At 72.7% G+C, this 23250-nt stretch carries 19 protein-coding genes and 1 riboswitch; of the genes, 3 read left to right on the forward strand and 16 right to left on the reverse strand.

Translation table 11 applies throughout. From position 1 onward, the window contains the following. Positions 1 to 78 precede the first annotated feature (78 nt). From cobC to cobM, 6 genes are read right to left on the reverse strand one after another with little or no spacing between them, the layout of a single operon-like run. The gene (gene cobC / locus OG866_RS33765; protein WP_329340643.1) at positions 79 to 1155 is read right to left on the reverse strand and encodes an Rv2231c family pyridoxal phosphate-dependent protein CobC; all 1077 of its coding nucleotides are present in this window, start codon (positions 1153 to 1155) and stop codon (positions 79 to 81) included. Beyond that, the gene (locus tag OG866_RS33770) at positions 1145 to 2077 is read right to left on the reverse strand and encodes a sirohydrochlorin chelatase (protein WP_329340646.1); all 933 of its coding nucleotides are present in this window, start codon (positions 2075 to 2077) and stop codon (positions 1145 to 1147) included. The genes cobC and OG866_RS33770 overlap by 11 nt, the downstream gene beginning before the upstream one ends. Continuing rightward, positions 2074 to 2661, reverse strand: a complete 588-nt coding sequence (locus OG866_RS33775; protein ID WP_329340648.1) for a precorrin-8X methylmutase — start codon at positions 2659 to 2661, stop codon at positions 2074 to 2076. Before OG866_RS33775 ends, OG866_RS33770 begins: the two co-directional genes overlap by 4 nt. Beyond that, positions 2658 to 4361: a precorrin-3B C(17)-methyltransferase gene (gene cobJ, locus OG866_RS33780; protein ID WP_329340649.1), complete on the reverse strand. Its 1704-nt coding sequence runs from the start codon at positions 4359 to 4361 to the stop codon at positions 2658 to 2660. The genes OG866_RS33775 and cobJ overlap by 4 nt, the downstream gene beginning before the upstream one ends. Next, a complete protein-coding gene (gene cbiE, locus OG866_RS33785; RefSeq protein ID WP_329340651.1) occupies positions 4358 to 5593 on the reverse strand; it encodes a precorrin-6y C5,15-methyltransferase (decarboxylating) subunit CbiE in 1236 nt (411 codons plus the stop codon). Before cbiE ends, cobJ begins: the two co-directional genes overlap by 4 nt. Then, positions 5590 to 6408 (reverse strand): precorrin-4 C(11)-methyltransferase, encoded by an 819-nt coding sequence (cobM, locus tag OG866_RS33790; protein ID WP_329340652.1) that lies wholly within the window; start codon positions 6406 to 6408, stop codon positions 5590 to 5592. The genes cbiE and cobM overlap by 4 nt, the downstream gene beginning before the upstream one ends. Before the next feature lie 140 nt (positions 6409 to 6548). Between cobM and OG866_RS33795 the strand changes: the two genes are divergently transcribed. Further along, the gene (locus OG866_RS33795; RefSeq protein ID WP_329340653.1) at positions 6549 to 7277 is read left to right on the forward strand and encodes a ZIP family metal transporter; all 729 of its coding nucleotides are present in this window, start codon (positions 6549 to 6551) and stop codon (positions 7275 to 7277) included. Between the two features lie 17 nt (positions 7278 to 7294). On the opposite strand, the gene cobI is transcribed toward OG866_RS33795, so the two are convergent. The 10 genes from cobI to OG866_RS33845 form a co-directional block, all read right to left on the reverse strand. Further along, positions 7295 to 8041 carry a precorrin-2 C(20)-methyltransferase gene (gene cobI, locus OG866_RS33800; RefSeq protein WP_329340654.1) on the reverse strand — a complete coding sequence of 249 codons (747 nt, stop codon included), beginning with the start codon at positions 8039 to 8041 and terminating at the stop codon, positions 7295 to 7297. Continuing rightward, a complete protein-coding gene (locus OG866_RS33805) occupies positions 8026 to 9441 on the reverse strand; it encodes a cobyrinate a,c-diamide synthase (RefSeq protein ID WP_329340655.1) in 1416 nt (471 codons plus the stop codon). Before OG866_RS33805 ends, cobI begins: the two co-directional genes overlap by 16 nt. Continuing rightward, a complete protein-coding gene (gene cobO / locus OG866_RS33810; protein ID WP_329340657.1) occupies positions 9441 to 10040 on the reverse strand; it encodes a cob(I)yrinic acid a,c-diamide adenosyltransferase in 600 nt (199 codons plus the stop codon). Before cobO ends, OG866_RS33805 begins: the two co-directional genes overlap by 1 nt. Further along, on the reverse strand, positions 10040 to 12043 hold the full coding sequence (locus OG866_RS33815) for a putative cobaltochelatase (RefSeq protein WP_329340659.1): 2004 nt from the start codon (positions 12041 to 12043) through the stop codon (positions 10040 to 10042). Before OG866_RS33815 ends, cobO begins: the two co-directional genes overlap by 1 nt. Further along, entirely contained in the window at positions 12040 to 15696 is a 3657-nt protein-coding gene (gene cobN / locus OG866_RS33820) for a cobaltochelatase subunit CobN (protein WP_329340661.1), read from the reverse strand. Before cobN ends, OG866_RS33815 begins: the two co-directional genes overlap by 4 nt. Then, positions 15693 to 17201, reverse strand: a complete 1509-nt coding sequence (locus OG866_RS33825; RefSeq protein WP_329340663.1) for a cobyric acid synthase — start codon at positions 17199 to 17201, stop codon at positions 15693 to 15695. The genes cobN and OG866_RS33825 overlap by 4 nt, the downstream gene beginning before the upstream one ends. After that, on the reverse strand, positions 17198 to 18145 hold the full coding sequence (locus tag OG866_RS33830) for a cobalamin biosynthesis protein (protein ID WP_329340664.1): 948 nt from the start codon (positions 18143 to 18145) through the stop codon (positions 17198 to 17200). The genes OG866_RS33825 and OG866_RS33830 overlap by 4 nt, the downstream gene beginning before the upstream one ends. Before the next feature lie 101 nt (positions 18146 to 18246). After that, positions 18247 to 18386, reverse strand: a riboswitch (cobalamin riboswitch). Between the two features lie 158 nt (positions 18387 to 18544). Further along, positions 18545 to 18766, reverse strand: a complete 222-nt coding sequence (locus OG866_RS33835) for a hypothetical protein (RefSeq protein ID WP_329340666.1) — start codon at positions 18764 to 18766, stop codon at positions 18545 to 18547. Between the two features lie 22 nt (positions 18767 to 18788). Further along, positions 18789 to 20042, reverse strand: a complete 1254-nt coding sequence (locus OG866_RS33840) for an inorganic phosphate transporter (RefSeq protein WP_329340667.1) — start codon at positions 20040 to 20042, stop codon at positions 18789 to 18791. A 154-nt stretch (positions 20043 to 20196) separates the two neighbouring features. Next, on the reverse strand, positions 20197 to 20946 hold the full coding sequence (locus OG866_RS33845; protein WP_329340668.1) for a lysozyme: 750 nt from the start codon (positions 20944 to 20946) through the stop codon (positions 20197 to 20199). Between the two features lie 198 nt (positions 20947 to 21144). On the opposite strand from OG866_RS33845, the gene OG866_RS33850 reads away from it, so the two are divergent. Both OG866_RS33850 and OG866_RS33855 read left to right on the forward strand, forming a co-directional pair. Then, the gene (locus OG866_RS33850; RefSeq protein ID WP_329340669.1) at positions 21145 to 21876 is read left to right on the forward strand and encodes a class II aldolase/adducin family protein; all 732 of its coding nucleotides are present in this window, start codon (positions 21145 to 21147) and stop codon (positions 21874 to 21876) included. A gap of 91 nt (positions 21877 to 21967) precedes the next feature. Further along, positions 21968 to 23095: an alpha/beta hydrolase gene (locus OG866_RS33855; protein WP_329340670.1), complete on the forward strand. Its 1128-nt coding sequence runs from the start codon at positions 21968 to 21970 to the stop codon at positions 23093 to 23095. Positions 23096 to 23250 lie beyond the last annotated feature (155 nt).

Genomic DNA, 23250 nt, shown 5'->3' on the forward strand with positions numbered 1-23250 from the left:
GCCGTCGTGGCCGCTCGCGCAGTTCCCCGCGCCCCCTGAGGGCGTTGCCGCTTCCCTCGACGCGCGGGGCACCGCCGGTCAGTGCTGCGACAGGACCATCGCCTGGTCCAGCGCCTGGAGGAACGAGTTGACCGTCGTCCGGTCCCGCACCGCGAGCCGCAGCCACTCCTCGTCCAGGCCCGGGAACGTGTCCCCGCGCCGCACCGCGAAACCGAGGTCGCGCAGATGCCGGCGCACCGCGGCGGCCCGGGGCAGCCGGACGAGGACGAAGGGGCCCTCGGCCGGCTCGGCGACCATCAGTCCGTCCGGGGCGAACTCCCGCAGCCCGGCCACGAGATGGGCCCGGTCGGCGGCGATGCGATGGGCCGCGTGCGCCGCCTCGGCCAACGCCTGCGGCGCCACGCAGGCCCGCGCCGCCGCGAGCGCCGGGGTGGACACCGGCCACAGCGGCTGGGCCCGCTCCAGCTCCTCGACGGTCTCCGGGGCGGCGAGGACGTAACCGATGCGCAGCCCGGCCAGACCCCAGGTCTTGGTCAGACTGCGCAGGACGACCAGCCCGGGGACGTCCGTCCGGCCCGCCAGCGCCTCCCGCTCGCCCGGCACCGCGTCCATGAACGCCTCGTCCACGACCAACGTCCGCCCGGGGCGGGCGAGTCGGGCGATCGTGTCTGCCGGGTGCAGAACCGAGGTCGGGTTCGTCGGGTTGCCGATCACCACCAGGTCCGCGTCCTCGGGAACGGCGTCCGGGTCGAGCCGGAAGCCGTCCTCCTCGCGCAGCAGCAGCCGGTCGACCGTGTGCCCCGCGTCCCGCAGCGCCGCCTCCGGCTCCGTGAACTGCGGGTGCACGACCAGGGGGTGGCGGGTCTCCAGGGCGCGGGCGAGCAGCACGAACGCCTCCGCCGCCCCCGCGGTCAGCAGCACCCGTTCCGCCGGCAGCCCGTGCCGGGCCGCGACCGCCGCCCGTGCCTCGCGGCCGTCCGGGTAGGCGGCCAGCTCGGTCAGCGACTCCGCGATCCGCTCCCGCAGCCACCTCGGGGGCGTGTCCGCGCGGACGTTCACGGCGAGGTCGGTGAGCCGCGCGCCGTCGTCCCGCACCTCGGCGTCACCGTGGTGCCGCAGGTCGTGGCCCTCGGTGCCCTGTCTGTCAGTGCGCATGGGAGGGGGAGCCGTGGTGGTGGTGTCCGTGCCCGTGGTGGTGATGGCCGTCGTCATCGGGGTGGAAGTGCGGCTGCTGCGGCAGCCCCACCTTGTCCTCGAAGCCGGGCAGCGCGATGCGGTACACGCACGAGTCGCAGTTCATCCGCAGATCACCCTTGATCGCCTCCTCGTACCGCTCCATCACCAGGTCGAGCAGCTCCGGCTCCGGCCCGATGACGTCGGCGGAGCGCACCTCGATCTCCGGGTGCGCGGCCGCCCAGCCCTCGGTCTGCTGCCGGACGCGGTCCGGGAGGATACCGGTGAACAGGAAATAGGGCAGCACCACGATCCGCCGCGCGCCCAGCTTCACGCACCGGTCGAGGCCGCTCGGCACGTCCGGCGCCGCCAGCGACACGAACGCCGTCTCGACGCCCGCGTATCCGCGCCCCTCCCACAGCAGCCGCGCCGCCTTGTGGACCTCGGCGTTGGCGTCCGGGTCGGTGGAGCCGCGCCCGACGAGCAGCACGGTGACGTCGGCGAGGTCGCCGGGTGCGCGCCCCTCGGTGCCGAGCGCCTCCTCCAGCCGCCGCTCCAGGACGTTCAGCAGCGACGGATGCGGGCCCAGCGGACGGCCGTAGGTGTACGAGATCCCCGGGTGCCGCTCCTTCTCGCGGGCCAGCGCCGCCGGGATGTCGCCCTTGGCATGACCGGCGGAGACCAGCATCAGCGGCACGGCGGCGAACCGTCGTACGCCCTTCTCCACCAGCTCGGTGACGGCCTCGCCCAGCGGCGGCGGGGACAGCTCGATGAAGCCGCCCGCGACGGGCAGTTCGGGGTGACGGCGCCCCAACTCCCGGACGAAGTCCCGGAACGCCTCGGCCCCGGCCTCGTCCCGGGTGCCGTGGCCGGCGATGAGCAGAGCGGGCTGGGGGGTGGTCACGATTTCTCCTCGGTGGAAACGGGGTGGTACAGCAGGGCGTTGAGTGCGGCCGAGGCGACGGCCGACCCGCCCTTCTCGGACACGTTGCTCACGGCGGGCAGCCCGCTCTCGCGCAACGCGGCCTTGGACTCGACCGCGCCGACGAAGCCGACGGGCAGACCGATGACGAGCGCCGGGGCGGCGTCCAGGGTGAGCAGCTCCTCCAGCGCGGTCGGCGCGTTGCCGATCACCCAGAGGGCGCCGGGGCCGACCTGCTCGTAGGCGAGCCGGATCGCGTGCGCCGACCGGGTCAGCCCCGGCCCGGCCACGGCGTCACGGAGCCGGCAGACGGTCTCACGCCGGGTGATGCCGGCCGCGACCATCTCCACGTCCACGACGACAGGCGCCCCGCCGTGCAGCGCGGCATGCGCCTTCTCCAGTTCGCCCTCGTCCATGACCAGGTCGTCGGCGTAGCCGAGATCGGCGGCCGAGTGGATGACCCGCTCGGCCACCGCCCGGGTCAGCGGCGGGAAGTGCGAGGTGTCCAGGCGGGCCCGCAGCCGCCGGTAGGACTCCTCCTCGATGGGGTGGATCACGCGATTCACTTGGCGTCCTCCAGAGAGCTGCCCTGCCAGCGGTAGCCGCGCGGTGTCACCATGCGGCCCGCGATGTCACGGGTCGCCGTGTTGCCGACGGTCACCACCGTCATCATGTCGACCGTCGCCGGGTCCAGGGACCCCAGTGACGTGAGCCGACTGGACTCGTCCGGCCGCGACGCGTTCCGTACGACACCGACCGGCGTCGTCGGCTCCCGGTGCTCGGCGAGGATCGCCAGAGCCTTCGGGAGCTGCCAGTCACGGCCCCGGGAACGCGGGTTGTAGAAGGTGACGACGATGTCCGCCTCGGCCGCCGCCCGCACCCGCCGCTCGATGACCTCCCACGGAGTGTGCAGGTCGGAGAGGCTGATGGACACATGGTCGTGGCCCAGCGGGGCGCCCAGGATCGCGGCGGCGGCCAGCGCGGCGGTCACCCCGGGCACACCGACGACCTCGATGTCGTCGGAGGCCTCGGCGAGCGCGGGGGAGGCCATGGCGTACACGCCCGCGTCCCCGCTGCCGATCAGCGCGACGGCCTGCCCCTTGCGGGCCTCCGCCACGGCCGTCCGGGCCCGCTCCTCCTCGGCCCCGAGCCCCGACTCCAGGATCACGGTGCCGGGCCGCAGCAGATCGCGGATCTGGTCGACGTACTGGTCGAGACCGACCAGCACGGCGGCGCCCCGCAACTCCGCCTTCGCACGTGGGGTCAGCAGGTCCCGGGCGCCGGGCCCGAGCCCGACCACCGCGAGCCGGCCGCGCCCGGGACGCCGTACGACGGCACAGGTCGCCATCGAGGCGTGACCGTCCGCCCGCGAGGACTTCCGCTTGGGGACGAGGAGTTCACCGCCGCCGACGAGCGCGGCGGCCTCGGCGACCGACGGCGTGCCCACGGCGGCCAGGGGCGCGTCGGAGGGGTTGGGCACCTCGACGGCCGCAAGGTCCGCGGCGGCGTGGGTGACCAGGGGGACGCCCAGTGCGCGGGCGGCCTCGACGATGCCCGGCTCCTCCGCCTTGGCGTCCACGGTGGCGAGTTCGGCGAGGGACGCCTCAGACAGCCCGGCGTCCCGCAGCGCCTCCCGCACCAGCCCGAGCACCTCCTCGACCGGCACGCCCTTCGAGGCGCCGACGCCGACGACGAGGGACGGCGGTCGCAGGACCACCTCGCGCTCGGCGGCGTCCACGAGCCGGTCGGTGACACGGACGGCGTACGCGCCGTCGCCGGTGACCTTCAGGGCGGGCAGCGGCCACGCCAACTCCGCCTTCAGAGCGACCGGTTCACCGTCCAGCAGCGCCCGCGACACGGCGGCGACATCGCCCTCGACGGGGAAGCCGAGCGTGTCGAGGCCCGGCAGACCGACCGCGTCCGTCGCCGTCGTGACCACGGGCTCCGCGCCCAGCGACTCCCCGACCTCGCGGGCGAGTTCATTGGCCCCGCCACCGTGCCCGCCGAGCAGCGACACGGCGAACCGGCCGCCCTCGTCGACGCACACCACACCCGGGTCGGACGTCTTGTCGCCGAGCAGCGGCGCGACCAGCCGCACCACGGCACCCGTGGCGAGGAAGCACACCAGCTGCTCGCACTCAGCGAACGCCGCCCGTACGGCGTCCCCGACGGGACCCTCGTACACGCGCGTCCGCTCCGGCCACGCCGCGGCCAGCCGGTCGCGCGCAGCCGCGCCCGCCGAGGTGGCGGAAATGAGGCCGATCACAGGGCAACTCCCTCATGAGAAACGGGGGTTCGGAACCCCCACAACAGAAAAACAGGGTTGGTGGCCGCGAGCCGGGTCACGTCCCCCGGCAGCGGTGCCAGCCGCGACGACTGCAACAGCACCCCGTCGCAGGAGAGCCCGGCGCCGGTGAGCGCCTCGCGCACGGCCGGCACCCGGTCGAGCGCCGCCATCGCCACGACGACCGTCCGCCGGGCGCGCCGCGCGCACGCGGTGACGATCGCGGGCAGCTCACGCCCGCCGCCGCCGATGAACACGGCGTCGGGATCGTCGAGATCGGACAGCACCGTCGGCGCGGCCCCGTGCACGGCCCGTACGTCGACCCCGTGGGCCGCCGCGTTGGCGCGGACCCGCTCGACGCCGTCCCGGGTCTTCTCGACGGCGGTGACGGCCGCGCCGAACCGCGCGCACTCCACGGCGACCGAACCGGAGCCCGCCCCGATGTCCCAGACATGGTCACCGAGCCGGGGACCCAGCCGGGCCAGCGCGAGCGCCCGTACCTCGAACTTGGTGATCATCGAGTCGCGGTGGGCGAACTCGCCCTCGTCCAGCGCCCATCGAGCGGGCCCGGCACCCGGCCCGGCGACCGTCCGGGCGGTGGCGCCCAGCACCCGCGCCTCGTCCAGGCACAGCACCACGCTCACCGACGTCCCCCAGTCACGGGCGGCGGCCTCGGCCGGTGTCACCCGCTCGACGCGTTCCTCGGCGGAGCCCAGCGCGGAGGCGACGACCAGGACCCGGGCGTCGGCGCGCAGCGCGGCTCCCAGCTCGGCGGGTCCGGCCCCCGGCCCGGTCAGCACGGCGACCTTGGGCCGCGCCCGGCACACGTGGACGGCCGTCCGCAGCTCCCGCCCGTGCGCACTGACGACGACCGCGTCGTCCCACGTCAGCCCGAGCCGCGCGAACGCGGCGGCGACGGAGGAGACTCCCGGCCGTACCTCCAACTGCTCGGACCCGAACCGCTCGGCCAGCGCCCGCACGATCCCGAAGAACCCAGGATCACCGGAGGCGAGCACGACGACCGGGCTCTCCAGCTTCAGATGCCGCTCGATGGTGTCGAGGGCGGGCGCGAGCGGACCGAGGACGACCTGCTCGGCGTCGGCGGGCACCGGCGCGGACGCCAGATGACGCCGCCCGCCCACCACCAGCCGGGCCCCGGCCAGCACGTCGGCGGGAACCGGCGCCCCCGTCCCCGTACCGAAGACCGTGATCACGTACTCGCACCCCGCGCGCGCAGAGCCCGGCGGGCCTCCGGGTCGGCCTTGCGGTACCCGTGGAAGTGACCGGGGTGGTACAGGTGCGAGCGGGTGCCCTCGGCGTCGAGCGCGGGCCCGACCAGGAAGAGGGTGTGCTTCCAGAGCTTGTGCTCCTTGACCGTCTCCTCCAGCGTCTCGATCGTGCACCGCACGACCAGCTCCTCGGGCCAGGTCGCCTGGTAGGCGACGACGACCGGAGTGGAGGTCGGATAACCGCCCTCCAGCAGCTCCCGCACCAGCTGACCGCTCCGCGCGGCCGACAGGAAGATCGCCATGGTGGTGCCGTGCTTGGCGAACTCCCGCACCTCCTCGCCCGGCGGCATCGGCGTCTTGCCCCCGCCGAGGCGGGTGAGCACCACGGACTGCGCGACCTCGGGGATGGTCAGCTCGCGCCGGGCGAGCGCGGCGACGGCGGAGAAGGCGGAGACGCCGGGGACGACCTCGGTCTCGATCCCGATCTCGGCACACCGGTCGAGCTGCTCCTGCGTACCGCCCCACAGCGCGGGGTCACCGGAGTGGATCCGCGCGACGCGAAGGCCTTCGGCGACGGCCCGCTCATAGACGGCGACGACGTCCTCCAGCGACATCGTCGCCGAGTCGAGGATCTCCGCGCCCTCACGGGCATGCTCCAGGACCTCGGCCTGGACCAGGCTGGCCGCCCAGATCACGACGTCAGCCTCGGCGATGGCGCGCGCGGCACGGAACGTCAGCAGGTCGGCGGCGCCGGGGCCGGCACCGACGAAGGTCACCTTGCCGGTGGGGGCGTCGGCCATGGGTTCGGGTCCTCTCGTACGAAGAATCACTGGGGGAGCTGGGAGATCTGGGGGAGTCGGTAAGGCCGGGAGGGCCGGGGAAGTTCGAACAGGGGGTGCTGGATGTGCGCGAACGGGCCTTCATCGGATACGAAGGGCCCATGGCGGTGTTCGTCGCGCTCGGCGCGTTCCTGATGACACTGGCCGGCGGCTGGACGGCACAGCGGGTGACCGACCGCCGTCACCTGGTCCTTGGCCTGGCCGGCGGCCTGATGCTGGGCGTGGTCGGCCTGGATCTGCTGCCGGAGGCGCTGGAGGCGGCGGGCACCGAGGTCTTCGGCGTACCCGCCGCGCTGCTCCTGTTCGTGGCCGGCTTCCTGGTGGCCCATCTGGTGGAACGTCTCCTCGCCGTCCGCCAGGCCGCGCACGGCGGCGAGGAGAACGACGGCCGGGTCCCCGAGGTGGGCCTGACGGCCGCCGCGGCGATGGTCGGCCACAGCGCCATGGACGGCGTGGCGATCGGCGCGGCCTTCCAGGTGGGCGGCGGCATGGGCACGGCGGTGGCCCTCGCGGTGATCGCCCATGACTTCGCGGACGGCTTCAACACGTACACGATCACGAGCCTGTACGGGAACGCCCGCCGCCGGGCGCTGGCGATGCTGGTGGCGGACGCGGCGGCACCGGTCGTGGGCGCGGCCTCCACCCTCTTCTTCACCATCCCGGAGAAGCTGCTCGGCGCGTATCTCGGCTTCTTCGGCGGCGCGCTCCTGTATCTGGCGGCCGCCGAGATCCTCCCCGAGGCCCACCACGAACACCCCGCCCGCTCGACCCTGCTGTGCACGGTCGCGGGGGTGGCGTTCATCTGGCTGGTGGTGGGCATCGCCGACTGACGCCCCCAGGGGCGAGGTCACAGCTTGCCGCCTCGCCCGCCGTCACGCCGGGCGGGCGCGATGAGCGTGGAGAGGTAGGGAAGCGGGCCGCCGTCCAGGTCGGCGGCGGGCCGCACGGACTCCTCCGGCAGCCCGAGCGCCGACCCCCACACGGCGTCGTCGATCCGCCCGGTCTCCCGCAGCGCCTCGGCGACCTCCTGGGCCTGCCGCCCGAACTTGTACGCCACGACCGTCCCCGGCCCGGCCAGGGCGTCCTTCAGCGCCTGGGCGCCGGCGGTGACGGGCACGAGCGTGAGCGGCTCGGTGCCCTCGGTCAGCACGGCCCCGGAGCGGGCGGCGAGATCCTGCATGGCGGTGATGCCGGGCACGGTCTCCACGACGGTTCCCGGCACGGTCTCGGCGATGGTCTGCGCGAGATAGGTGAAGGTGGAGTAGACGTTCGGATCGCCGATGGTGGCGAAGGCGACGGCCGAGTGCGCGGCGAGCAGCGCGGCGACCCGCTCCCCGGCGGCGTCCCAGGCGGCCTCCCGCCGACCCCGGTCGGTCCGCTCGTTCAGCGCGAACACCACCCGGACGACCTTCTCCTCGGGCACGTAGTGCAGCACGGTGGCCTCGGCCCGCCCCCGCTCCCCGCTGTCCATCACCGGCACCACGACCACATCGGCGGCACGCAGCGCGTTGACGCCCTTGACGGTCACCAGCTCCGGATCACCGGGACCCACCCCGACTCCGATCAACCTGCTGCTGCTCATGACGTCCGGCACCTCTCCACGAACCGACGGGCCACACCGGGCTGCGACGCCCAGTGCGTGTGCAGATAACTCGCGTGCACACCTTGTTGTACGAAACCTTCGACGCGCCGCGCAGGGGCGCGCACCCCCCATGCGGGAGCCGCCCCCGCGCCGGGCTCCACGACGGTCCGGTGAAACTCGTGCCCCCGCATCCGCGTCCCGGCGACGGCGAGGGAACTGTCGTTGACGGCCACGGCGTCCCGGTACCCCAGCGTGAGCCGCTCGCTCATCCGCGCGGACGCGTCGAGCACCCCGCACATGGGAAGCCCGTCGAGTTCACGGCACAGGTAGAGCAGCCCGGCACATTCGGCGGCGACAGGAGCGCCGCTGAGGGCGAGCTCACCGACGGCCTTGCGCAGGGGTTCGTTGGCGGACAACTCGGCGGCGTACACCTCGGGGAACCCACCACCGATGACCAACCCGCGGGTGCCGGGGGGCAGTTCCTCATCACGAAGGGGGTCGAAGGTGACGACGTCGGCACCGGCGGCGGCGAGCAGCTCGATGTGCTCGGCATAGGAGAAGGTGAACGCGGGCCCACCGGCGACGGCAACTACGGGGTTGCCCGTATCGCCAGGGGCGGCGACGTCCGTGCCTCGCTTTTCGACCGACCGAGTCGGGTGGTGGGCGGGCGACACGGGGGTCCAGGGGGCGGAGCCCCCTGGTACGGGACCAGCAGCGCGGGCAAGTGCTTCCAACGCGCCCAGATCGCACCCTGCCGCAACCTGCGCCGCCATCGCCGCAACCGCCTCAACCGCAGCCCCCCGCCGCTCGGCGACCGGCACCAACCCCAGATGCCGCGAAGGCGTATCCACCTGAGCCACCCGCCGCAGCACCCCGAGCACCGGCACCCCGGCCGACTCCAACGCCTCCCGCAGCAGCTCCTCATGCCGATCGGACGCGACCTTGTTGAGGATCACACCCCCGACCCGCACCTCCGGATCCCACGAAGCGAACCCGTGCACGAGCGCCGCCACCGACCGAGACTGCGACGACGCGTCGACGACCAGCACCACCGGCGCCCGCAACAGCTTCGCGACATGAGCGGTGGACGCCAGTTCACCTTCCCCCGCGGCCCCGTCGTACAGCCCCATCACACCCTCGACGACGGCGATGTCACACCCCCGCGCCCCGTGCGCGAACAACGGCCCGATCAACTCGGGACCGCACAGGTACGCGTCGAGATTCCGCCCCACCCGCCCGGTGGCGAGCGAGTGATACCCGGGGTCGATGTAGTCCGGCCCGACCTTGTGCGCAGACACGGCAAGCCCCCGCGCGGCGAACGCGGCCATCAACCCCGTGGCGACGGTGGTCTTCCCGCTCCCGGACGAGGGCGCGGCGATGACCAGCCGAGGGACGGAGACGGAGGAGGACATCACCACTCGATACCCCGCTGCCCCTTCTGCCCGGCGTCCATCGGATGCTTCACCTTGGACATGTCGGTCACGAGATCGGCGAAGTCGACCAATTTCTCGGGAGCGTTCCGCCCGGTGATGACGACATGCTGGGTCCCCGGCCGATCCCGCAGCACAGCGATGACCTCATCGGTGTCGACCCACCCCCAGTGCATGGGGTAGGCGAACTCGTCGAGGACATACAGCTGGTACGTCTCGGCGGCGAGGTCCCGCTTGACCTGCTCCCAGCCTTCCCGGGCCTTCTCCTCGTTGTCCATCTGGGCGTCCCGCTGAACCCAGGACCAGCCCTCGCCCATCTTGTGCCAGTCGACGGACCCGCCCTCACCGGACTCCCCGAGCACCCGCAGCGCGTTCTCCTCGCCGACCTTCCACTTCGCCGACTTGACGAACTGGAACACCCCGATGGGCCACCCCTGGTTCCAGGCCCGCAGAGCGAGCCCGAACGCGGCGGTGGACTTCCCCTTCCCGATCCCGGTGTGCACCACCACCAAAGGACGATTACGTCGCTGACGCGTGGTCAGCCCATCGTCCGGCACCACACTCGGCTGTCCCTGAGGCATTACGCGACCCTCCTCTGTACGTCCTTGACCAGGCCGGCGATGGAGTCCGCCCGCAACTCGTCGAGCGTCACCGCCGTACCCCCCAACTCACCCGCGAGCTGCCCGGCGAGCCCCAGCCGCACGGGCCCGGACTCGCAGTCGACGACGACGGAGGCGACCCCGTCGGCGGCGAACAACCGTGCCGCCCGCTGAGACAGCGCGACCGGCTCGGGCCCACCCGTGGCCCGCCCGTCGGTCACCACGACGACCAGCGCCCGACGCGCGGGATCCCGCAGCCGCTCGACCCGCAGCACCTCGTGCGCCTTGAGCAGCCCGGCGGCGAGCGGCGTACGCCCGCCCGTCGGCAACGTCTCCAACCGGGCCGCGGCGGCGTCCACGGACGACGTCGGCGGCAACGCCACCTCACCCGCCGTCCCCCGGAACGTCACCAGCCCCACCTTGTCCCGCCGTTGATACGCATCCAGCAGCAGCGACAGCACGGCGCCCTTCACGGCACCCATCCGCTGCCGAGCGGCCATGGACCCCGAGGCATCGACCACGAACAGCACGAGGTTCCCCTCGCGCCCCTCCCGAGTCGCCTGCCGCAGATCGTCCCGCCGCAGCACAAGCCCGGGACCGGACCGCCCCCGCGCCCGCTGATGCGGCGCGGCGGCCTGCACGGTCGCGGCGAGATGCAGCTTGGTCAGCGCACCCCGAGGGCGGCGCGCCCCCGTGGTCCGCCCGTGCTCGGTCCGCGCCCGCGAACGCCGCCCGGCGGCACCGTCCCCGAGCCCCGGCACGCTGAGCACCTTGGTACGGAACGGCTCGGACGCCCGTACGGCGGACTGCTCGCCGCCACCGGCACCGCCGGCCTGCGGTTCCCCGTCCTCCCCGGCCTCGGGCCGCGCCCCGCCCCCGGAGTCACCCTGCGACCCGTCGTCCGGCGTCGGCTGCCCGCCGCCTCCGCCGGGCCCGTCCGGGTCGGGATCCTCGTCGCCGTCGCCTTCGCCTTCTCCGCTGAACTCCTCCAGCGTCTGGTCGAGCTTGTCCTCGTCAAGTCCCGGCGCGTCAAAGGGATTACGCCGACGCCGATGCGGCAGCGCGAGCAGCGCGGCCTGCCGCACATCCTCCGCGAGCACCTCGGTCCGCCCGGCCCACGCGGCCAGCGCGGTGGCCGTCCGCGCCATCACGATGTCGGCCCGCATGCCGTCCACCTCGAACGCGGCACAGGTCGCCGCGATCTGCCGCAGCGCCCCGTCCCCGAGCCGCACCGACGGCAACAACTCCCGTGCCGCGACGACCCGTTGACGTACGGCGGACTCCTCGTCGGCCCAACGGGCCGCGAAACCCGCCGGATCGTCGTCGTACGCCAGCCGCCGCCGGACCACCTCCACCCGCTGGTCGGGTTCGCGCGAGGCGGCCACCTCGACGGTCAGCCCGAACCGGTCGAGCAACTGCGGTCGCAGCTCGCCCTCTTCGGGGTTCATGGTCCCGACGAGCAGGAACTTCGAGGCATGCCGTACGGAAACACCCTCGCGCTCGACGTACGAGGCGCCCATGGCGGCCGCGTCGAGCAGCAGGTCGACCAAGTGGTCGTGCAGCAGGTTCACTTCGTCGACGTAGAGGATCCCGCGATGCGCGTCGGCGAGCAGCCCCGGCTCGAAGGCCTTCACGCCCTCGGCGAGCGCCCGCTCGATGTCGAGGGCGCCGACCAGCCGGTCCTCGGAGGCGCCGACGGGGAGTTCGACCATACGGGAGGGCCGCGCGACACCGTTCCCGATCTCGTGCGGGCCGTCCGGGCACGCGGGATCGGGGGAGGCCGGATCACACGAGAACCGGCACCCGGCGACGACCGGCACCGCCGGCAGCAACGCCGAAAGCGCGCGCACCGCCGTGGACTTGGCCGTGCCTTTCTCGCCGCGCACCAGCACACCGCCGACCGCCGGTGACACGGCGTTCAGCAGCAGCGCGAGCCGCAGATCGTCCTGGCCGACGACGGCCGTGAAGGGGAAGGGGGTGGTCACTGGTCGTCGCCCTCCAGGTCGCCTTCGAGCTCAAGGTAGGTGGCGCGCAGCCGCTCCAGCGTCTCCGCGTCCGGCTCCGCCCAGAGGCCACGGTCCGCCGCCTCCAGAAGCCGTTCGGTGATGCCGCGCAGCGCCCATGGGTTGGACTTCTTCATGAAGTCCCGGTTCTCCGGGTCGAAGACGTACTCCGCGCTGAGCTTCTCGTACATCCAGTCGTCGACCACGCCCGCCGTGGCGTCGTAGCCGAAGAGGTAGTCGACGGTCGCCGCCATCTCGAAGGCGCCCTTGTAGCCGTGCCGGCGCATGGCCGCCATCCAGCGGGGGTTCACGACACGCGCCCGGAAGACGCGGTGCGTCTCCTCACCCAGCGTGCGGGTCTTCACCTGGTCCGGGGTGGCCGAATCGCCCACGTACGCCTCGGGGTTGGCGCCCGTCAGGTGGCGGACCATGGCGACCATGCCGCCGTGGTACTGGAAGTAGTCGTCGGCGTCGACCAGGTCGTGCTCCCGGGTGTCGACGTTCTTCGCGGCCACGTTGATCCGCTTGAACGCCATCTCCATGTCCCCGCGCGCCGCCCGCCCGTCCAGCCCGCGCCCGTAGGCGTACCCGCCCCACACCGCGTACACCTCGGCGAGGTCCGCGTCGGAGCGCCAGTTGCGGGCGTCGATCAGCGGCAGCAGACCGGCACCGTACGCGCCCGGCTTGGAGCCGAAGACACGGGCCGTCGCGCGCCGCCGGTCACCGTGCTCGGCGGTGTCCTCGTCGGCGTGGGCCTTCACGAAGTTGCGCTCGGCGGGCTCGTCGAGGTCGGCCACCTTGCGCACCGCGTCGTCGATCAGGCTGACGACGTGCGGGAACGCGTCCCGGAAGAACCCGGAGATGCGGACGGTGACGTCGATGCGCGGGCGCCCCAGCTCCTCCAAGCCGATGATCTCGAAGCCGGTCACCCGGCGCGAGGCCTCGTCCCACACCGGGCGGCAGCCCAGCAGTGCCAGGATCTCGGCGATGTCGTCGCCCTGGGTGCGCATCGCGGACGTACCCCACACCGTCAGGCCGACGGACTTCGGATACTCGCCCGTGTCGGCCAGATACCGCTGGACCAGCGAGTCGGCGAGCGACTGCCCGACCTCCCAACTCAGCCTGGACGGAATCGCCTTGGGGTCGACCGAGTAGAAGTTCCGGCCGGTCGGCAGGACGTTGACCAGCCCGCGCGTCGGCGAACCGGACGGGCCGGCCGGGACATAACCACCGTCGAGCGCCTTGAGGATGTGGTCGATCTCGTCGGTGGTACGGGCGAGCCGCGGTACCACCTCATTGCAGGCGAACTCCAGCACGGCGACCCCGTCGGGGAGCTCGACGCCGAGCACACCCCGCAGCACGGCCGGGACGACCGTGACGTCCCAGTCGCGTGCCTCCATGCCCTCCGCGACCCGCCGGCACAGCTGCTCCAGCAGGTCGATCGCGTCGGCGGCGCTCCGGGACGGGCCCTCGACCAGCTCCGTCAGCTCGACCGGCACCTTCACCGGCGCGCCCGGCTCGGCAAGCAACTCCTTCTCCACCAGCCCGAAATGGGCCGCGAAAGCGGCCCTGAGGCCCGGCAGCGCGTTGGCCTGTCCGCCCCACACCTGAGAGGCGCGCAGTACGGCGAGCACGAGGTTGACCCGCGCCTCATCGACCGGCCCGCCGCCGAGGATGTGCAGCCCGTCGCGGATCTGCACGTCCTTGATCTCGCACAGATAGCCGTCGATGTGCATGACGAACTCGTCGAAGTCGTCGTCGTCCGGCTGGTCCTCGACATGCAGGTCGTGGTGGAGTTCGGCCGCCTTGACCAGCGTCCAGATCTGCGCCCGCACGGCCGGCGCCTTCGTCGGGTCCAGGTCGGAGACGAGCGCGTACTCGTCGAGGAGCTGCTCCAGCTTGGCGAGGTCGCCGTAGGTGTCGGCACGCGCCATCGGCGGCACCAGGTGGTCGACGACGGTGGCGTGGCCGCGCCGCTTGGCCTGGGTGCCCTCGCCGGGGTCGTTGACGATGAACGGGTAGATGAGCGGCAGCTCCCCGAGGACGGCGTCCGGGGCACACCCCCCGCTGAGCCCCAGCCCCTTGCCCGGCAGCCACTCCATCGTGCCGTGCTTGCCCATGTGGACGACGGCGTCGGCGCCGAACGAGTTCTCCAGCCACCTGTACGCGGCCATGTAGTGGTGCGACGGCGGCATGTCCGGGTCGTGGTAGATCGCGATCGGGTTCTCCCCGAAGCCGCGCGGCGGCTGGATCATCACGACGACGTTCCCGAACTGGAGGGAGGCCAGCACGATGTCGTCCCCGTCGACGTAGAGGCTGCCCGGCGGCTCGCCCCACGCCTCCAGCATGCCGTCCCGCAGCTGCGGGTCCAGCTTGTCGAACCAGGCCCGGTAATCGGCCAGCGGCACCCGCGCGGGCGCGGCGGCCAGCTGCTCCTCGGTGAGCCACTCGACGTCGTGGCCACCGGCGTTGATGAGCCGGTGGATCAACTCGTCGCCGCCGGACGGGTATTCGGTGAGCGAGTACCCCGCCTGCTTGAGGGCGTCCAGCACTCGCACCGCCGAGGCGGGCGTGTCGAGGCCGACCGCGTTGCCGACCCGCGAGTGCTTGGTCGGGTACGCGGTGAAGACGAGCGCCAGCTTCTTCTCGGCGTTCGGCTTGTGCCCCAACAGGGCGTGCCGTACGGCGATTCCGGCGACGCGCGCGGCCCGCTCGGGGTCGGCGACATAGACGGGGACGTCGTCCGGGCCCTGCTCCTTGAAGGAGAACGGAACGGTGATGAGCCGCCCGTCGAACTCGGGGATCGCGACCTGCATCGCCGCGTCCATGGGGGAGAGCGCGGCGTCGGACGCGTCCCACGCCGCCCTGGACGACGTAAGGCAAAGCCCTTGCAGCACCGGCACATTGAGGTCGGCGAGGGCTCCGATGTCCCAGGCCTCCTCGGCGCCGCCCGCCGACGCCTGTGAGGCGTGCGCGCCACCGGCGGCGAGGACGGTGGCGACGAGAGCGTCCGTCCTGCCGAGGAGCTCGTACAGCCCGGCGTCGGCACCGCGCAGCGAACCGCAGTACACGGGAAGGGCGTTGGCGCCGCGCGCCTCGATGGCGTCGCACAGGGTGTCGACGAAGCCGGTGTTGCCGCTTAGCTCATGGGCCCGGTAGAAGAGCACGCCGACGGTCGGCCGGCCGTCCGTGCGGGCACGGTCGCCATGGATGCCGTACTCCGGCATCTTCTGCGGTTCCAGGAACCCCTCACCGGTCAGCAGCACGGTGTCGGACAGGAACCGGGCCAGCTCGGTGAGGTTGGCGGGGCCGCCCTCGACGAGGTACTTCAGCGCCTCCGCGACCACACCGGCGGGCACGGACGACTCGGCCATCAGCTCGGCGTCCGGCACGGTCTCACCGCCCAGCAGCACGGTCGGGATCCCGGCGGCCTTCAGCGCGGCCAGCCCGTCCTCCCAGGCGCGCTTGCCACCGAGCAGCCGTACGACGGCGATGTCGGAGCCCTGGATCAGCTCCGGCAGCTCCGCGGCCACGTCCACGCGGGTCGGGTTGCCGATCCGGTAGTCGGCCCCGGAGGCGGCCCGGGCCGCCAACAGGTCCGTGTCGGCGGTCGACAACAACAACACAGTGCTCATGCGGGCGCTCCCGGTGGAATGAAAGGCAGTCCTTGCGGCGCGCCCGACTCGATGAGCCGCCAGAGCGCGTCGGTGTCCGCGTGCTGTTCGATCAGGTCGCCGAGCCGGTCGAGCTGCTCCTCGCGCAGCGCGGCGAACGAGGTGTCGGGGGCCGGCACGAACCGGCGGCCCGCGGCGGCCGCCACCTCGCGCAGGAACGCCCGCCGGAAGCCGTCCGACTCCAGCGAGCCGTGCCAGTGGGTGCCCCAGGTCTGACCGACGCGGCAGCCGTCGAGGAAGGGTTCTCCTGAGGTCACGGCGGCGACCCCGTGATGGATCTCGTACCCCTCGACCCGCTCCCCGAGGGCCTCGCCCACGGGCCGGGTGAGGGTCTTCTCGCGGGCGAACCGCACCCGCACGGGCAGCACGCCGAGCCCCTCGACCTCCCCCCGCCGGCTCTCGACCTCGTCCTCGATGTGCTCGCCGAGAACCTGGAAGCCGCCGCAGATGCCGAGGATCGGACGCCCTTCGGCGGCCCTTGTGACCAGGGCGGCGGCCAGCCCGCGCTCGTGCAGCCACTCCAGCGCCCGGACCGTCCCGCGCGTCCCCGGAACGATGACGAGATCGGCGTCGGCGAGTTCCTCCGGCCGGTCCACGAACCGCACGACGACACCCGGTTCGGCGGCGAGGGCGTCGACGTCCGTGAAGTTGGACATCAGCGGGACGGCGCAGACGGCGACCCGCAGCACGTCCTCCCCGAGGGGCGGGGCGGTGTTCGACTCCCGGACGGTTCCCCGCATCGAGACCCGCAGCCCGTCCTCCTCGTCGATCCCGAGCCCGTGCCGGAACGGCAGCACGCCGTAGGTCCGCCGCCCGGTGAGCCCCTGGAGCATGTCGAGCCCGGGTTCGAGGAGGGAGACATCCCCCCGGAACTTGTTCACGAGGAACCCGGCGACCAGCTTCTGGTCCTCTTCCGAGAGCAGTGCGACGGTCCCGAAGAAGGAGGCGAAGACGCCACCCCGGTCGATGTCCCCGACCACCAGCACCGGAAGCCCGGCATTCCTGGCGATGCCCATGTTGACGATGTCGGTCCGCCGCAGATTGATCTCGGCCGGACTGCCGGCCCCCTCACAGATCACCGCGTCATACGTGCCCCGCAGTTCGGCGAGACAGTCGAGCACGGTCCCGAGCAGCTTCTGCTGCCGTCCCCCGTGATACCCGCGCGCACTCATCTCGCCGACGGGCTTGCCCATCAGCACGACCTGGCTGCTCTGCTCGCCACCGGGCTTGAGCAGCACGGGATTCATCAGCGCGGTCGGCTCGACCCGACAGGCCTGTGCCTGCATGGCCTGAGCCCGGCCGATCTCGGCGCCTTCCTTGGTGACGAACGAATTGAGGGACATGTTCTGCGCCTTGAAGGGCGCGACCTTGACCCCCTGCCGCACCAGCCACCGGCAGATCCCGGCGGTGACGACACTCTTGCCGGCGTCGGAGGTGGTCCCGGCGACGAGCAGCCCCCCGCTCATGAGGTACGTCCCTTCTTCGTGACCAGGGCCCGTGCGGCGACACCGACGCCGAGCGCGAGCAGCCCGACGCGCCGCGACAGCCGTACGGCGCGCTCGATGTCGTGCGCGGCGACGGCCCGCCCGGCCTGATGGAGCACGGGCCGGTGCTCCACCCGCCCTCCGTACGACAGGCTCCCGCCGAGCCGCACCCCGAGGGCCCCCGCGAACGAGGCCTCGACGGGCCCGGCGTTGGGGCTCGGATGCTTGGCGGCGTCGGCACGCCAAGCTCGTACGGCCCCCCGGGGATCACTCCCGGCAACCGCGGCGAGTACGGCGGTGAGCCGCGCCCCCGGCCATCCGGCGAGGTCGTCGAGGCGGGCGGAGGCCCAGCCGTAGCGCCGGTACCGCTCGGACCTGTGCCCGACCATGGCGTCGAGGGTGTTGACGGCCCGGAACCCGAGCAGCCCGGGCACTCCGGCGAGCGCCCCCCACACCAGGGCGCCGACCACGGCATCGGAGGTGTTCTCGGCGACGGACTCGACGACGGCCCGGGCTACCCCGTCGGCGTCGAGTGCCTGCGGATCCCGCCCGCACAGGTGCGGCAGCCGGGCGCGAGCGCCCTCGACGTCCCCCGCCTCCAGAGCCCGGCCGATGACCCGGGCCTCGTGTGCGAGCGACGTCCCGCCCACGACGGCCCAGGTGGCGGCGGCGGTCAGCGCGACGGACGCGGTACGGGAGGGTCGTACGGCTCTCTGGGCCACGGCACCGAGCGCCACGGCGCCCCCGGCACACACGGTGGTGTGCAGCGCGCCCCACCCGCGGTGGTCCCGCCACAGAGCCTTTTCCACGGCACCGGCGGCCCGCCCGAACACGGCGACCGGATGCCCCCGGCGTGGATCACCGAGCAGCAGGTCTGCGACGAGTCCGGCGGCGGCGCCGTACGCGAAGACGCGATCGGCACGCATCGGCTCAGCCGGCCGTGGGGTCGGGCAGCGACCTGGTGCTGTACCTCAAACGGCAGGCGAGCATGGCGATATGTCCTCACTCAGGGTGTCCACGCCCTGGTTCGACGAGACCGACGGCGAGAGTTCCTGGCTCCCGGGGCTACCTACCCCGGTGACAGTGGCGGGACCGCGCCGGACTTCCACCGGCTTCCTCTTCTGCCGTCGTACATGGCTCCGGAAGTCCACCACGGGCCCGGAAGGGCCGTCAACTCGCTGTTGACCTGCGAGAGCGGAGTGTGCAGAACCCCACATCGGCGGGCCCGCGGACATGGATCGTGAGGCCCGGAACGCGACAGCGCCCTGCCCGGAATCCCCCTTTCGAGGGGACCGGAACAGGGCGCCGAATCGTCGTGGTGGGTGTCAGGCGACGATCAGATAGATCCCGTACCCCACCGCCGCCGCACACGCGGCGAAGCAGGCGTACGCGCCGGACACGGCGAGGGCTGCCGAGCCGCCCTGGGCCGCGGCCCGCTCCTGGCGGGAGAGGCCCATGATGCCGAGGGTGAAGAGGGCCACGAGGGCCACGGTGACGACGAGGCTGACGCCGAAGACGGAGCCCAGTGCTTGCCAGTCGATCTTCATGTTGCTTGGTTTCCTTCGTCGCTCAGACCGCGGCGGCCGGCGGGGCCGCCGGTTCCGTGGAGGCCGTGGCCGCTGCCGGTGCGGGGATCGTGGCGGTCAGGCCGTCCGCCACGGTGCCCGCCGGAGGCGGGGTGACCGCGGCGATCGCCGTCGTGACCACGCCGGCCGGTTCGCCGTCGGTGTCGTTGACGTTCGACGCGTCCACGACCTCACGGCGCGAGATCTTCCAGATGGCCGCGCTGGAGGCGATCAGGAAGACCGCGACGAGCGCCGTACCCCAGTCGCCGAGGTCGCACACGGACTCGGCCAGCGCGCCCACCAGGGCGGCCGCCGGGAGCGTGAGGCCCCACGCCACGAACATCCGCGTCGCCGTCGACCAGCGGACCACGCCGCCCTTTCGGCCGAGGCCCGCGCCCATCACCGAACCGGAGACGGAGTGCGTGGTGGAGAGGGAGAAACCGAGGTGCGAGGAGGCCAGGATGACCGTCGCCGCGCTGGTCTGGGCGGCGAAGCCCTGCTGCGGCTGGAGGTCGGTCAGACCCTTGCCCATCGTGCGGATGATGCGCCAGCCGCCGAGGTAGGTGCCGAGCGCGATGGCCAGACCCGCGGAGAGGATGACCCAGGTGGGCGGGTCGGAGTCGGGAGCGACGACGCCGCCGGCGACGAGGGCGAGGGTGATGATGCCCATCGTCTTCTGCGCGTCGTTCGTGCCGTGGGCGAGGGAGACCAGGCCGGCCGAGGCGATCTGGCCGGCGCGGAAGCCCTTGGCGGCGGCCTTGCCGTCCGCCTTCTTGCCGAGGGAGTAGGAGAGGCGGGTTGCCAGCATGGCGGCGAGGCCCGCGACGATGGGCGCCGCGATCGCCGGGATCAGGACCTTGGTGACCAGGACGTCACCGTGGACCGCGCCCATGCCCGCCGAAGCGATGGTGGCGCCGATCAGACCGCCCATGAGGGCGTGCGAGGAGCTGGAGGGGAGTCCGACCAGCCAGGTCAGCAGGTTCCAGAGGATCGCGCCCACCAGGGCCGCGAAGATGACCTCAGGACGTATGCCGCTCTCGTCGACGAGGCCCTTGGAGATCGTGTTGGCGACCTCCACGGAGAGAAAGGCGCCCACAAGGTTGAGCACGGCGGACATGGCCACCGCGACCTTGGGCTTGAGCGCACCGGTCGAGATGGTCGTGGCCATCGCGTTGGCGGTGTCGTGAAAACCGTTCGTGAAATCGAACGCAAGTGCGGTTACTACCACAATCGCGAGGATCAGCGAGAAGTTTTCCATTTACCCAGGCAATCGTTCGAGCGTCATTGGCACGTTGAACGTAGGTAACCAGGGTGAACGGAAGATGAACTGAGGCAGGCTGCACGGTGACCGGAACCGAGGGTTTTCCCTCCGATGTCGACGACACCCACCGCGCGGCCCGTGCGCCGCACGGTCACGAGCCCCGGGCGAACTTCCTCAGCTGAGCCGCCGAGCCGTTGAAGAGATTCTGATCACCCGGCAGGCTGCCGCTGTTGTCGTACTGCCAGATCGTCCAGTACGACCAGCCGTTCGGCAGCGAACCGGCGTCCGCCGCGTCGTAACGGGCCACCCACAGCGCGTGGTTCCCGGCGAAGGCGCCGCTGCCGCCGGTGCACACGTTCCACCAGTGAGCGGTCGTGTAGATCACCGGACGCCGGCCGGTGAGCCGCTTGACCTCGTTGCTGAAGGACTTGATCCAGCTGACCATCGCGGCCTTCTTCAGGCCGTAGCACCGGTGCTTGCCGTCGTACGGGTTGTATTCGATGTCGAGCGCCGGCGGCAGCGTCCAGCCGTCCGCGCTCCAGCCGCCGCCGTTGTTCACGAAGTGCCGCGCCTGCGCCTTGCCCGACGACTGGTCCGGCAGCGCGAAGTGGTAGGCCCCACGGATCAGCCCCGCGTCGCGCGAGCCGGTGTACTGCTGCTCGAAGTACGGGTTGCGGTACGTCCCGCCCTCGGTCGCCTTGACGTAGACGAACCGGGCGCCCTTGTCCTTCGCGCCCGGCCAGTCGACGTTCTTCTGATGGGACGAGACGTCGTGCCCCTTGGGCCTGCCCGCCGCCGCGGCCGGTAACTCGGCCAGCGCGGTCCCCGACAGGGCGAGCGCGGCCACGGCGGCCGCCAGCGCGCGGCCACGGTGACGGGACGGTTTGTGATCACGAGCCATGTTTCCCCCCGGAATGGCGACGTGCACGACAAATCAGGCAGCAAGGTTACTGGAAGATCCCGCAACGTTCGGTGATGTCTGGCCAAGCTGCGCAAGAGGGTGATGTATCCGTATATGCGCACTTCCGGACGCCGTGGCTCCGCCCTAAAGTGCCCCGGCCCGGCGGTGCGCCGATGCCGCGACTGGCAGGATCGCCGCATGGCTGAGCAGCGGCAGGAGCAGCGGGACGGGCGGGACGCCGGGGAGGACGCGCGGACGGTGGGCGCACCGCGGGGGCGCGGTGCGCGCGAGGAGGAGGCCCGCGCCTGGGAGCGCCTCGTCGACGCCGCCCGCCGCACCGTCGCCGACGGACTCGTCGTCGGCACCTCCGGCAACGTCTCCGTCCGCGTCGGCGACACGGTGCTGGTCACGCCGTCGGGAGTGCCGTACGACCGGCTGACCCCGGACGACATCACCGGCGTCGGCCTCGACGGCCGGCAGGTCCTCGGCAGCCTGGTCCCGACCAGCGAACTGCCCATGCATCTCGCCGTCTACCGCTCCACCGACGCCCGCGCCGTCGTCCACACCCACGCCGTCCACGCGACGGCCGTCTCCATGCTCGTGCCGGAGCTTCCCGCGGTCCACTACATGTCCGGCGCCCTCGGCGGCGCCGTCCGGGTTGCCCCGTATGCGATGTACGGCACCGAGGAGTTGGCCGAGAACATGCTCCACGCCCTCGCCGACCGCACCGCCTGCCTCCTGCGGAACCACGGCACGATCACCTACGGCGACACCCTCGACCAGGCCTACGACCGCACCGCCCAGCTGGAGTGGATGTGCCGCCTGTGGCTGACCGCGTCCTCGGTGCCGGGCCTCACTCCGAGCCTCCTGTCGGCGGCACAGGTGGCCGAGGCGGGGGAGAAGCTGAGGGGGTACGGGCAGCGCGGTTGACGCGGGCGCCGACTGCCTCCCCGGAGGCCCGGTGTCACCCGCATCTGCCCTCCCACTGGCCTCAACCCCCGTCCACCCGGACACTGGACGGGTGCGCACTGTCAAAGCGACGGCCGCCGCCGTCACCGTGGCCCTGGCCGCCGGAGCCGCGAGCGTCGCCGCCGGGCGCCTCGCCAGCGACGCCGCCCTGAAGGCACCCCCGGGCCGGCCCCTGGCCGGCGAACCCCGGCTCACCGTGCATGCCACGGCCGCCGGACAGATCGCCCTGACCCGGGACCTGGCCGCCCTGCGGCCCGGCACCTACGGCCTCGCCGGCGACGGCAGCCACGCGGTCGTCGGCCCCGTCCTGGGCACCGCGGCCCACTCCGCCGACACCGTCGTACGCCGCCTCGAACGCGTCACGCACGGCACCCTGGAACCCGGCGACAAGGTCTGGCTCACCCCCAACGTCCACGTCGGCGACCCACGCTCCGCCCTGGGTCTCGACCACACCGACGTCCACATCCCCGGCGAACTCGGCACCCTGCCCGCGTGGTTCCTGCCAGGCGTCCGGGACACCTGGGTCATCACCGTCCACGGCCTCGGCGCCACCCGCGAACTCTCCATGAACGTCATGGAGTTCCTCGCCGACCGACGCTTCCCGGTGCTCGCCCTCGGCTACCGCGGCGACCTCGGCGCACCCCGACAGCCCGACGGCCTCAACCACCTCGGCGAGACCGAGTGGCGCGACCTCGACGCCGCGATCCGCCACGCCGTCCGCCACGGCGCCCGCAACGTCGTCCTGCACGGCTGGTCCACCGGCGCCACCATGGCCCTGCGCGCCGCCGGCCACTCGGGCGTCCGTGAGCGGATCAGGGGCCTGATCCTGGACTCCCCGGTGCTCAGCTGGGAGACCACCCTGCGCGCCCTCGCCTCGGCCCGCCGCACCCCCGGCGCCCTGCTGCCCCTCGCCGTCCGCGCCGCCCAGGGCCGCACCGGTCTGCACGGCGACCGGCTCGCCGAAGCCGTCGACCCCGAGCTGCTCAAGGTGCCGACGCTGATCGTGCACGGCCCGGACGACACCGTCGCCCCCTGGGCCCTCTCCCGCCGCCTCGCCGCCGCCCGCCCCGATCTCGTCGCCCTCCACACCGTCCCGCACGCTCCCCACGGAGCCATGTGGAACGCCGACCCCGCGGGCTACGAAGAGGCGCTCCGCCGCTTTCTGACCCCCCTGATGTAACGGCGCCGGCCGACGGTGGCGAAGGTTCCGTTTAAGGCCGTACCACTGGCCTGATCCAGGCGCCCGACCCCCTGCCTCGACCCGTGCGTTGGCCATCCCCGTAGCCCGCCGTTACATTCCGTTTGGGTTTTCGGACCGTCAACCGGAAGACTGCA

It is taken from the genome of Streptomyces sp. NBC_00663 (assembly GCF_036226885.1).
GTDB lineage: Bacteria > Actinomycetota > Actinomycetes > Streptomycetales > Streptomycetaceae > Streptomyces.